The sequence below is a fragment of the Acinetobacter sp. WC-323 genome, assembly GCF_000314615.1.
Classification (GTDB): domain Bacteria; phylum Pseudomonadota; class Gammaproteobacteria; order Pseudomonadales; family Moraxellaceae; genus Acinetobacter; species Acinetobacter courvalinii.
Genome location: NZ_AMZS01000011.1, coordinates 1 through 11,822, shown reverse-complemented (window position 1 = coordinate 11,822; position 11,822 = coordinate 1). Strand labels below are relative to the sequence as shown.

The following is an 11,822-nucleotide window of genomic DNA, read 5'->3' as shown; positions in this document are numbered from 1 at the left end:
GGCACTCGGCCAGAAGCGATAAAAATGGCGCCTTTGGCTTTAAAGTTACAACACTATTCGCAAGATTTTGAGACCAAAGTCTGTGTAACCGGACAACATCGGCAGATGCTAGATCAGGTGTTGGAGCTATTTAGTTTAAAACCTGATTTTGACTTGAATTTAATGAAGCCAGGACAAACGCTCTCTGATGTGACCTCCGGAGTACTTAAAGGTCTGGAGCAGGTGTTTGAACAATGGCTGCCAGATGTAATTTTGGTACATGGTGATACCGCGACCACGTTTGCCGCATCCTTAGCTGCGTATTACCATAAAATTAAAGTAGGGCATGTTGAGGCTGGGCTACGTACAGGTGATTTATATTCGCCTTGGCCGGAAGAAGCTAATCGACAATTAACCGGGGTATTGGCAAATTATCATTTTGCACCCACACAATCCTCTTATGACAACCTGATTAAAGAAAATGTGAATCCAGCGACTATTGTCGTGACTGGTAATACCGTGATTGATGCGCTATTGCAAGTCAAACAAAAGGTTGAGCAAGATCAAACACTGGTCGAACAATTTCAACAGCAGTTCTCATTTCTCGAGCAAGAGAAGAAACTGATTCTGGTGACGGGTCATCGTCGTGAGAACTTTGGCCAGGGTTTTTTAAATATTTGTCAGGCCTTAGCGAATCTGGCAAAAAAATATCCGGATATCCAGATTGTGTATCCGGTGCATTTAAATCCCAATGTACAGCAACCGGTAAACGCACTTTTAGCCGATATTGACAATGTGTATCTGATTGCGCCTCAAGACTACTTACCTTTCGTCTATTTAATGAATCGTAGTTACCTGATTCTGACTGACTCTGGCGGGATTCAGGAAGAAGCACCTTCTTTAGGTAAACCGGTGCTGGTAATGCGAGATACCACAGAAAGACCTGAAGCTGTACAGGCTGGCACAGTGCGTTTAGTGGGAACAGAGATCGCTGCGATTGAACAGTCGGTAGCAGAATTGCTTGAAAATCCTGATGTTTATGCTGAAATGGCTGCAGCACATAATCCGTATGGCGATGGTACAGCCTGTCAGCAGATTATTCAGTTTTTGCTTCAAGTCTCATAATGAAGATGCCGGTATATGACTCAGCTTTATAAATTTTCTTGATTTCATTTATAAAGCGATAAGAATGATTGATAAGTTTCAGTAAACACAATCATACAATTGAAATGAGGGAGTCTTAAAAAATTTGCTATAGTACGCACGACGTTTAATGTGAAGCATTAGGCCTGAAAAAATCATTTGATACTGATGTAAACTTTATAAAGGAATAGGCTGATTGTGATGCAACTTGCCGAATTGAAAATAGCAATTATTGGTTTAGGGTATGTAGGTTTGCCATTGGCAGTAGAATTTGGCAAAAAAACTCCTGTAGTGGGCTTCGATATCCACCAAAAACGTATAGATGAACTTAAAAGTGGTCAAGACCATACTTTGGAAGTTTCACCAGAAGAATTAAGTCAAGCCACCAACTTAAGTTATAGCGCAAATTTAGAAGACTTAAAAAGCTGTAACTTTTTTATTGTGACTGTACCGACTCCGGTTGACGAGGTGAATCGTCCAGACTTGACACCTTTACGAAAAGCGAGCGAAACCTTAGGCAAGGTGATTAAAAAAGGCGATATCGTTGTTTACGAATCCACCGTTTATCCGGGCGCTACCGAAGAAGTCTGTATTCCTGTACTCGAAAAAATTTCAGGCCTAAAGTTTAACCAGGATTTCTTTGCGGGTTATAGTCCAGAACGGATCAATCCTGGCGATAAAGTAAATACCTTAACCAAGATTAAAAAAATCACCAGTGGTAGTACGCCCGAAGTTGCAGATAAAGTAGATGCGGTTTATGCCAGTATTATTACTGCCGGTACCCATAAAGCATCAAGTATTAAAGTTGCAGAAGCAGCCAAGGTTATCGAAAACACACAGCGTGACTTAAACATTGCCTTGGTGAATGAACTATCGGTGATTTTTGATCGTCTGGGTATTGATACCATAGATGTGCTTGAAGCTGCTGGCAGTAAGTGGAACTTCTTGCCATTCCGCCCAGGTCTGGTAGGAGGGCATTGTATTGGTGTCGATCCATACTATTTAACCCATAAAGCGGAAGAAGTGGGCTACCATCCACAGGTTATTCTGGCCGGTCGTCGTATTAATGACAATATGGCACGCTATGTCGCGCGTAATACCATCAAGCGTATGCTACAAAATGGTATTGATGTGCCTCGTGCAAAAGTAGGTGTACTCGGCGTTACCTTTAAAGAAAATTGCCCGGATATCCGTAACAGTAAAGTCGCGGACTTGATTAGAGAATTCGAAGCCTGGGGTGCTCAAGTGGTCGTTGCGGACCCGTGGGCAGATGCTGACGAAGTCAAGCATGAGTATGGAGTTGAATTAGGTCAGGTCAATGCAGAACATCCGGTCGATGCACTGGTTGTTGCGGTGGGACATAATGAATTCCGTAACTTGTCTGCAGCCGAGCTAAAAAGCTATGTGCGCACTAATCAACCTGTTCTTGCCGATGTCAAAGGTTTATTTGACCGTATCAGCATGACTGAACAGGGTTTTACAGTCTTCCGTCTATAATTTAAAAATTGAAAAGAAGTGAAACGATGAAAAAATTTGCTCTTATCGGTGCGGCTGGATATATCGCACCCCGCCATTTGAAAGCAATCAAGGAAACAGGCAATACTTTGGCTGTAGCCATGGATGTAAATGACTCTGTCGGAATTATGGACAGTCACTTCCCTGAAGCAGAATTCTTTACTGAATTTGAAGAATTTGAAGCCTATGTAGAAGACCAAAAATTAAAAGGTGAAAAGCTGGATTATGTTGCGATCTGCTCACCCAACTATCTACATGCCCCTCACATGAAATATGCGTTAAAAAACGGTATTGAAGTGATTTGTGAAAAACCATTGGTACTGAATTCAGAAGATTTAAATATGCTTTCTGAATATGAAAAGCAATATGGTGCTAAGGTAAACTCAATTTTACAGTTACGTTTACATCCGTCTATTATTGCCCTGCGCGATAAAGTTCAAGCTGCACCGGCAGATAAGGTATTTGATGTTGACCTGACTTATCTCACTTCTCGTGGTAAATGGTATTTAAAATCTTGGAAAGGGGTAGACAACAAATCGGGTGGAGTTGCGACCAATATTGGTGTGCACTTCTATGACATGCTGCATTTTATTTTTGGCAAAATTGTTAAAAATGAAGTGCATTTCCGCGATGAAAAAACGGCTTCAGGTTATCTGGAATACGAACGTGCGCGCGTACGCTGGTTCCTGTCGATTGATGCCAATAACCTTCCAGACAATGCAGTACAAGGTGAAAAACTGACTTATCGCAGTATTACCATTGAAAATGAAGAACTTGAGTTTTCTGGCGGCTTTACCGATCTTCATACCCAAAGCTACCAGCGTGTACTGGAAGGTAAGGGTTACGGGGTTGAAGAAAACCGTGCAGCAATTGAGACTGTTGAAGTGATCCGTGTTTCTCCTATTGTTGAAAATCCGGAAAATCCTCATCCATTATTGGCAAAGGTGAAAAAAGCATGAGCTTTTATCAACATGAAACGGCCATAGTGGATGATGGCGCAGAAATCGGTGAAGATTCACGGGTCTGGCACTTTGTACATGTCTGTGGCGGCGCCAAAATCGGTAAAGGTGTGTCTCTGGGTCAGAACGTATTTGTGGGTAACCGCGTCATTATTGGTGACCATTGTAAAGTCCAGAACAATGTATCGGTTTACGATAATGTCGTTCTGGAAGAAGGCGTATTCTGTGGGCCGAGCATGGTCTTTACCAATGTGTATAACCCGCGTTCGCTGATAGAGCGTAAAGATCAATATCGTGACACGCTGGTGAAAAAGGGTGCCACATTAGGCGCGAACTGTACCATTGTCTGTGGTGTAACGATCGGCGCATATGCTTTTGTTGGGGCGGGTGCAGTCGTGAATAAAGATGTCCCTGCTTATGCATTGATGGTGGGTGTACCTGCAAAACAAATTGGCTGGATGAGTGAGTTTGGTGAGCAACTAGATCTTCCTTTGCAGGGACAGGCACAGGTGACCTGCTCGCATACAGGCGCAGTTTACCAACTTGATGGAACGACACTGACAAAGCAAGGTTAATATGATTGACTTTATTGATTTAAAAGCACAGCAACATCGAATTAAAGATAAAATTGATGCAGGTATTCAAAATGTATTGACGCATGGTCAATACATTTTAGGTCCAGAAGTAACTGAGCTGGAAGAAAAGTTAGCTGCCTATGTCGGTGCGAAATACTGTATTACCTGCGCCAACGGAACCGATGCCTTACAAATTGCACAAATGGCATTTGGTATTGGTCCAGGTGATGAGGTAATCACACCAGGCTTCACTTATATTGCGACCGCGGAAACAGTGGCTTTATTAGGTGCGAAGCCAGTCTATGTGGATGTTAATCCTAAAACTTATAACTTGGATGCGGAAAAACTAGAAGCTGCCATTACTCCTCGCACAAAAGCCATTATTCCGGTGAGCTTATATGGCCAGTGTGCTGACTTTGATGCAATCAACGCGATTGCTGCAAAGTATGGTATTCCGGTAATTGAAGATGCTGCACAAAGTTTTGGTGCAACTTACAAAGGACGTAAAAGCTGTAATTTAAGTACGGTTGCCTGTACCAGCTTTTTCCCAAGTAAGCCATTGGGCTGCTATGGCGATGGCGGGGCTATTTTTACCAGCGATGATGAGTTGGCTAAAGTGATTCGCCAAATTGCACGTCATGGGCAAGATAAGCGTTACCATCATATCCGTGTGGGCGTGAATAGTCGCTTAGATACCATTCAGGCTGCGATTTTGTTACCAAAACTAGAAATTTTGGATGATGAAATGCAGGCACGTCAAAAAGTAGCTGAAGTTTATAACCAGTTATTTAATCAGGCGGGTATCCAGACAACGCCATATCTTGAGCCAGATAACACCAGTGCATGGGCACAATATACGATTCAGGTCGATAATCGTGCAGATGTTCAGGAAAAACTAAAAGCTCAAGGAATTCCAACGGCTGTACATTATCCGATTCCATTGAATAAACAACCTGCAGTGGCTGATGCAAGTGTGAGTTTGCCCGTCGGTGATGAAATTGCGGAAAGAGTTATGAGCTTGCCAATGCATCCCTACTTGACGGTCGAAGCTCAAGAGAAAATTGTTCAAGCTTTAGGTTGATGTAAAAGTGAAAAGCCTTCTTGTAAAAATTAATAATAAGCTCAATGCTCAAGGAGGCTTTTTTAAAGCTGTCTCTGTTCTTGTAGGTGGTACAGCCTTTGCGCAAGTTATTGGACTAATTTGTCTACCTATCCTTACACGATTATATAGTCCGGAAGACTATACTATTTTAGGCGTTTATATTGCGATCGTATCAATCTTATCAGTTATTGCATGTCTAAGACTTGAAATTGCTATTCCTATACCAGATAGCGATAGAGAGGCTAAGGACTTATTGCTTCTAGCGTTTATCATTAATATTGTTTTTGTTGTTTTTTTATACATTCTCTTGGCTTTACTTCATCCTTTTTTAGAAGGATTTCATGTTATTCAACAACTATCTTTCTGGTTATGGTTTATCCCGATAGGTGTCTTATTATCAGGAATTTATTCTACGCTACAGTACTGGTCTACACGCAAAAAACGTTTCAGAGAAATTGCGAAAACTCGTATGACTCAAGCTATTTCTGGAAATGGAGCCAGTCTTGTAGTCGGCGCTACATCAGGAAGTTTTGGTGGACTAATTCTAGGGCAATTGTTTAGTTTTGGAGGAGGTTTACTAAAACTAAGCATTAGTGCTTATAAAGACTTAAAAGAAGTTAAAGAAAATTCAAGTTTAAAACTAACTTTGTATAAATATAAAGACTTTCCTAAATATTCAACTTTTGAAGCGCTAGCAAATACGAGTGCAATTCAATTACCATTAATTATTATTGCATATTTTTTATTAGGGCCGGAAGTCGGTTTTTTAATGTTGGCGATGAAAGTACTAGGGATTCCAATGGGACTTATAGGGTCAGCAATGTCTCAAGTTTATCTTTCTCATGCTCCTAAGTATCATCAAGATTGTAAGTTATATGAGTATACATTAGATGTTATAAAAAAAATCTTAAAAATTATTTTCATACCTTTTTTTATATTAGCCTTAATTAGTCCATATATATTTGGAATAATTCTAGGGGAACAATGGAGTGAAGTTGGATATTATATTTTAGCGATGATTCCTTGGTATTTTATGCAAATTTTATCTTCTCCTGTATCTATGTCTCTGCATGTAATAGGGGAACAAAAAAAAGCACTTTATTTACAGATTTTAGGCTTTGTAATGAGAGTGTTAATATTAATTTTGATTGCTATTTGTCAAACTAATTGGATAATATTTTATTATGTTTTATCTGGTTTTATGTTTTATGCACTTTACTTAATAGTGATTTTAACAGCATTGAAGGCTTATGAGAGAAAATAAAATGGATTTTAATAAGTTTAATATTAATCTATTGGCCTTTTTTGCTTTTTTATTAATATTTCCACTTGATTATATAGCATATACTGCAAGCAGTGTTGTGTCATTTGGCTTTCCGATAGGGTTTTTAGGTACTTTATTATCTTTCACTTTAATAGGAGTGTTTTTCTTAAACAAAAAAATAAAATTTTCAGATATATATATGTTTGGGCTGTTGGGTGGGTTTGTTTTCTTTATCTTGTTGTCGCAAAACTCTCTTGCCGTAGATTATTTATTTTGGTTTAAAACAGTTGGAATTTTCTTTACAGGAATGATTTTATTTGATTATTTTAAACAAAGAAATGATGTTTCGATTAAGTATGTAATTACATTTTTATTTCTTATAATGAGCTTACTTGTCTTAAAGTATTCATCTGATGGGAATTATTTAAGGCTTTCAGATGCGTTTGTGATAACTTCATTATTTTTAATTTCTTACCAAAAGCGTTTCTTTTTAACTTTAATAACAATAGGCATTTCCTGTTATGCTTTATATCTAATAGGATCTCGTGCAGGATTAATGATTTACTCTTTAATTGCTATTATTTTAGTTTATATAAAATTTGGCTTTATGCGTTTTTCAATTTTCATACCTCCAGTGATTTATATATTAGTAATGTTTATTATTGAGCTGAACTCAACAATCGTTAGATATGGGGATAATAGATTTCTTAGGTTGATTTTTGACTCAGAAGAGGATACTTCTTTAAATGTCCGAAAAGAGCTAAATGAATTTGGATATAATACTTTTTTACAAAATCCCATAGTGGGAGATTTTGGATTATATCGTAAAGTTTATGGGGAGGGCGCATATGCTCATAACTATTTATCCTTTTTATCAGATTTTGGAATATGGGGAGTTGTTTTTTTATTTGTATTAATTTGGCTCTATATTAAGTTTTGTATTTTAAATTTTAGAGATAGAACCGACTACAATATCTTCATTTTTTCTACAAGTACTTTTGGTATTATAGGTGTGGCAGTAGCTAAGAGTTATTATTGGTTAATTCCTTTTTTTGCTCTTGGATTGTTATATCGTGCAATTTCTACAAAAAGGTGAAATAATGGCCAAGTCGCTTAGTTTAACTCTATGTATAGCAAGTATTGTGTTTATAACTTTATCATCACAGGCAATGGCTTTTGATGTGTATCAATTTATTAATTGGCGTTTTTATAAAAATGATAAGGGTGAGGTTATTCGTACAAAAGATACTGAGGAGTTTCAACAATATCTAGCTACTTTAAAAATTAAAAAAATGAATGTAATTTATCCTCAAAAAATATTAACTAATAATAAGGCTGATCCAAAAAAAATAAAAATAATAGCTGAGGATTCAAGAAAGAACCCAAATATACCGATTTGCTTTGATATTGAAATTGGTGAAGCTAGTAAACCAGAAACAAACTTACCTGTAATATTAGATGCTTTAAAGTTATATAAGAAATATGGTGGAGTTGCACCTATTGGTGTCTACGGTGTATTGCCACAAAAAAGCCCAAATAAAATATTAAATAAAAGTGGTAAAATTCAAATTTCTAGCTTAAATAATAAATACGAAGAGATTGCCGAAAATGTGGATTTTTTAGCTCCTACTTTATATTTTTATGATTTAAAAGATATAAATATTTGGAATGATAAGGCTAAATTTAATATGTCGGAAGCAAAACGTTATTCGAAAAAATACAATATAAAAATTATACCTTTTGTTTCATTGAGTACATGGGAAAATGTTAACGGTAGATTTAAAATAACTCCTCTGACTGAACATGAAATGTCTATTGTAATACAGAATCTAAAACTATTAGGTGCTAATGGAGTTGTGATATGGGAAAGTGGTGCTGCTGTTCAAGATGATAATAGAAAATCTGCAATATTTGATATTAATCATTCGTCTTACAAAGCAATTGTTAATATAGCTAATAGACAGTAAATCTATATTTTTGAGTGGTTATATATGAAAGATTTTAATATTATTTTCCATTGTCCTTTCCCATTAGATTTTCAAGCTAAATCTGCAAGTGGAATTAGGCCAATTAAACTTTTAAAAGCTTTTCAAGAGTTAGGTTGTAATATTGACCTGGTGGTTGGATATTCTGATGAGCGTCGTGAAGCAATAAATATTATTAAGCGTAAGATTAAAAAAGGTTATAAATATAATTTTGTTTATTCTGAGTCATCAACAATGCCGACAGCTTTAACTGATACTCATCATTTGCCACTTCATCCTTTTATGGATTTTAATTTCTTCCGTTTTTTGAAAAAAAATAATGTAAAAATTGGTTTGTTTTATAGAGATATTCATTGGAAATTTGATCACTATGGATTGGGTTTACCTTGGTACAAGAAGCAACTTGCTTTATTTTTTTATTATTTTGATTTGAAATCATATAATAAATATATTGATGTATTATATTTGCCATCATTGGAAATGGGTAAGTATATTGATTTTATTGATTCAAATAAATTTAAAGCTTTACCTCCAGCGCATGATATATCTTTTTCTGAGAAGCCAATAATTTTAACTGAAAGTATAAAATTGCTATATGTGGGTGGAGTTGGTGAAGGTTATAAACTTCATAAATTATTTGACGCATTAAAATTAATGCCAGAGATTCAATTAACAGTTTGTACAAGAGAGTTGGACTGGAGTAATGCAAAATTTAGCTACGACAGTATCCCTAATAATATTAGAGTAGTTCATGAAAGTGCTGAAGGGTTAGATAAATTATATAAAAATGCTGATATTGGAGTTTTATTTGTCGAACCTAAGAGCTATTGGGAATTTGCTGTTCCTTTTAAATTGTATGAATATATTGGAAGAAATAAACCTATAATTTGTTGTAGAGATACATTGGTCGGTAATATTGTGAGCTCTAATAATATTGGGTGGTCAATTGATTATACGGTTGAGTCATTGGTTGAATTACTTACTGGCTTAGAGTCTATGGATGTTATTAGTAAAACAAAAAAAATATTGGAATTTAGTAAGACAGAAACATGGAAGAGTCGAGCCAGTACAGTAATACATGATCTATCTGATTGTTAATAAAGTTTTGTAAGGAATTATTGTGAAAAGTATACTTGTTTTAGCTCAGTCTTATCCTAGTCCTGAAAATATTTATAATTTAGCTTTTGTACATAGCCGAAATTTAGAATATCAAAAGAAAAATGTAAAAGTAACTGTTTTAAATTTTAGTGCAAAGACTAATTATGTGTATGAGGGTATTAATGTTGTTTCTCCCGATAGTGTATTGGAATTATCACAATATGACTCGGTTGTCTCACATGCACCCAACATAAGAAACCATATTTTATTTTTGTTTAAAAATTTAACTAAAATAAGAAAAATAATATTTGTATTCCATGGTCATGAGGTTTTAGAGGTAGGGAAATACTATCCAAAACCTTATAAATGGGAAAAGTCTACTGAAAATTCTTTTTTCAGATGGTTCTATGATAAAATTAAATTAAAAATACTTAATAAGATCCTTAATTCTGATAAAGTCTCAATTATATATGTTAGTGAGTGGATGAGGTCAGAGGCAAATAAATGTTTGAAAGCTAGTTATTCTTCTAAAGAAATTATTGTTCATAATCCAATAAATTACTCTTTTTATGAAAGAAAGTATAAGTATAAAGAAACAGAAAACTATTCGGATTTTATTACTATAAGACCGTTAAATGGTTCAAAATATGCTGTAGATTTAGTGGTAGCCTTAGCTAAGGCAAATCCTAGTTTATCTTTTGATATATATGGAAGAGGCGACTATTTTTTACATAATGATTTGCCTGAAAACGTACGGCATATTGATAAGTTTATACCACAAAATAGCATCCCTGATTTATTGGATAACTATAAGGCTGTTGTCATGCCTACTCGTCTTGATGCACAAGGAGTAATGATGTGTGAAATGGCTAGTTATGGCATTCCAACTATTGTATCTGATTTACCAGTTTGTCATGAAATGTTAGATGGTTTTTCAAATGTTTATTTTATTAAAAATAATGATTTTTTAAATAAAAAAATCAATATCTTAGATTTGATTCCCTTGAGCGAGTTTGAACAGGTTGACAGGTTTAATCCAGAAGAACTTGCCTTAAAAGAACTTAGTTTTATTTTATCGTAATTGAGTGTTAAGTATGAAAGTATTATTAGTATTTGGAACTCGGCCAGAAGCGATAAAAATGGCGCCTTTGGCTTTAAAGTTACAACACTATTCGCAAGATTTTGAGACCAAAGTCTGTGTAACCGGACAACATCGGCAGATGCTAGATCAGGTGTTGGAGCTATTTAGTTTAAAACCTGATTTTGACTTGAATTTAATGAAGCCAGGACAAACGCTCTCTGATGTGACCTCCGGAGTACTTAAAGGTCTGGAGCAGGTGTTTGAACAATGGCTGCCAGATGTAATTTTGGTACATGGTGATACCGCGACCACGTTTGCCGCATCCTTAGCTGCGTATTACCATAAAATTAAAGTAGGGCATGTTGAGGCTGGGCTACGTACAGGTGATTTATATTCGCCTTGGCCGGAAGAAGCTAATCGACAATTAACCGGGGTATTGGCAAATTATCATTTTGCACCCACACAATCCTCTTATGACAACCTGATTAAAGAAAATGTGAATCCAGCGACTATTGTCGTGACTGGTAATACCGTGATTGATGCGCTATTGCAAGTCAAACAAAAGGTTGAGCAAGATCAAACACTGGTCGAACAATTTCAACAGCAGTTCTCATTTCTCGAGCAAGAGAAGAAACTGATTCTGGTGACGGGTCATCGTCGTGAGAACTTTGGCCAGGGTTTTTTAAATATTTGTCAGGCCTTAGCGAATCTGGCAAAAAAATATCCGGATATCCAGATTGTGTATCCGGTGCATTTAAATCCCAATGTACAGCAACCGGTAAACGCACTTTTAGCCGATATTGACAATGTGTATCTGATTGCGCCTCAAGACTACTTACCTTTCGTCTATTTAATGAATCGTAGTTACCTGATTCTGACTGACTCTGGCGGGATTCAGGAAGAAGCACCTTCTTTAGGTAAACCGGTGCTGGTAATGCGAGATACCACAGAAAGACCTGAAGCTGTACAGGCTGGCACAGTGCGTTTAGTGGGAACAGAGATCGCTGCGATTGAACAGTCGGTAGCAGAATTGCTTGAAAATCCTGATGTTTATGCTGAAATGGCTGCAGCACATAATCCGTATGGCGATGGTACAGCCTGTCAGCAGATTATTCAGTTTT

General features: G+C 36.4%; 11 protein-coding genes. All 11 read left to right on the top strand.

What is annotated here, in order from left to right; genetic code table 11:
- A partial coding sequence (wecB, locus tag ACINWC323_RS17475) for a non-hydrolyzing UDP-N-acetylglucosamine 2-epimerase (protein ID WP_009506931.1) occupies positions 1–1,104 on the top strand: 1,104 nt, incomplete at its 5' end.
- 219 nt (positions 1,105–1,323) lie between these two features.
- Positions 1,324–2,619, top strand: a complete 1,296-nt coding sequence (tviB, locus tag ACINWC323_RS17480; protein ID WP_005228285.1) for a Vi polysaccharide biosynthesis UDP-N-acetylglucosamine C-6 dehydrogenase TviB — start codon at positions 1,324–1,326, stop codon at positions 2,617–2,619.
- 26 nt (positions 2,620–2,645) lie between these two features.
- Positions 2,646–3,596: a Gfo/Idh/MocA family protein gene (locus ACINWC323_RS17485; RefSeq protein ID WP_005228287.1), complete on the top strand. Its 951-nt coding sequence runs from the start codon at positions 2,646–2,648 to the stop codon at positions 3,594–3,596.
- Positions 3,593–4,171 (top strand): UDP-2-acetamido-3-amino-2,3-dideoxy-D-glucuronate N-acetyltransferase, encoded by a 579-nt coding sequence (wbpD, locus tag ACINWC323_RS17490; RefSeq protein WP_009506930.1) that lies wholly within the window; start codon positions 3,593–3,595, stop codon positions 4,169–4,171. The genes ACINWC323_RS17485 and wbpD overlap by 4 nt, the downstream gene beginning before the upstream one ends.
- Position 4,172: 1 nt before the next feature.
- On the top strand, positions 4,173–5,252 hold the full coding sequence (locus ACINWC323_RS17495) for a DegT/DnrJ/EryC1/StrS family aminotransferase (protein ID WP_005228291.1): 1,080 nt from the start codon (positions 4,173–4,175) through the stop codon (positions 5,250–5,252).
- A gap of 7 nt (positions 5,253–5,259) precedes the next feature.
- Complete coding sequence (locus ACINWC323_RS17500) at positions 5,260–6,537, top strand: lipopolysaccharide biosynthesis protein (protein WP_009506928.1); 1,278 nt, start codon at positions 5,260–5,262, stop codon at positions 6,535–6,537.
- Entirely contained in the window at positions 6,524–7,633 is a 1,110-nt protein-coding gene (locus ACINWC323_RS17505; RefSeq protein ID WP_009506933.1) for an O-antigen ligase family protein, read from the top strand. Before ACINWC323_RS17500 ends, ACINWC323_RS17505 begins: the two co-directional genes overlap by 14 nt.
- A 4-nt stretch (positions 7,634–7,637) precedes the next feature.
- A complete protein-coding gene (locus tag ACINWC323_RS17510) occupies positions 7,638–8,504 on the top strand; it encodes a hypothetical protein (protein WP_050560461.1) in 867 nt (288 codons plus the stop codon).
- Positions 8,505–8,528: 24 nt separating this feature from the next.
- The gene (locus ACINWC323_RS17515) at positions 8,529–9,620 is read left to right on the top strand and encodes a glycosyltransferase family protein (RefSeq protein WP_005228298.1); all 1,092 of its coding nucleotides are present in this window, start codon (positions 8,529–8,531) and stop codon (positions 9,618–9,620) included.
- A gap of 22 nt (positions 9,621–9,642) precedes the next feature.
- Complete coding sequence (locus ACINWC323_RS17520; RefSeq protein ID WP_005228300.1) at positions 9,643–10,701, top strand: glycosyltransferase; 1,059 nt, start codon at positions 9,643–9,645, stop codon at positions 10,699–10,701.
- A 13-nt stretch (positions 10,702–10,714) separates the two neighbouring features.
- Positions 10,715–11,822 (top strand): non-hydrolyzing UDP-N-acetylglucosamine 2-epimerase (wecB, locus tag ACINWC323_RS17525; protein ID WP_032880886.1); only part of this gene is annotated, 1,108 nt, incomplete at its 3' end.

Excerpts from the sequence above, each read along its gene's own strand:
- wbpD (WP_009506930.1), top strand. The coding sequence starts at position 3,593 with ATGAGCTTTTATCAACATGAAACGGCCATAGTGGATGATGGCGCAGAA.
- ACINWC323_RS17485 (WP_005228287.1), top strand. The coding sequence starts at position 2,646 with ATGAAAAAATTTGCTCTTATCGGTGCGGCTGGATATATCGCACCCCGC.
- ACINWC323_RS17515 (WP_005228298.1), top strand. The coding sequence starts at position 8,529 with ATGAAAGATTTTAATATTATTTTCCATTGTCCTTTCCCATTAGATTTT.
- ACINWC323_RS17510 (WP_050560461.1), top strand. The coding sequence starts at position 7,638 with ATGGCCAAGTCGCTTAGTTTAACTCTATGTATAGCAAGTATTGTGTTT.
- tviB (WP_005228285.1), top strand. The coding sequence starts at position 1,324 with ATGCAACTTGCCGAATTGAAAATAGCAATTATTGGTTTAGGGTATGTA.
- ACINWC323_RS17495 (WP_005228291.1), top strand. The coding sequence starts at position 4,173 with ATGATTGACTTTATTGATTTAAAAGCACAGCAACATCGAATTAAAGAT.
- ACINWC323_RS17505 (WP_009506933.1), top strand. The coding sequence starts at position 6,524 with ATGAGAGAAAATAAAATGGATTTTAATAAGTTTAATATTAATCTATTG.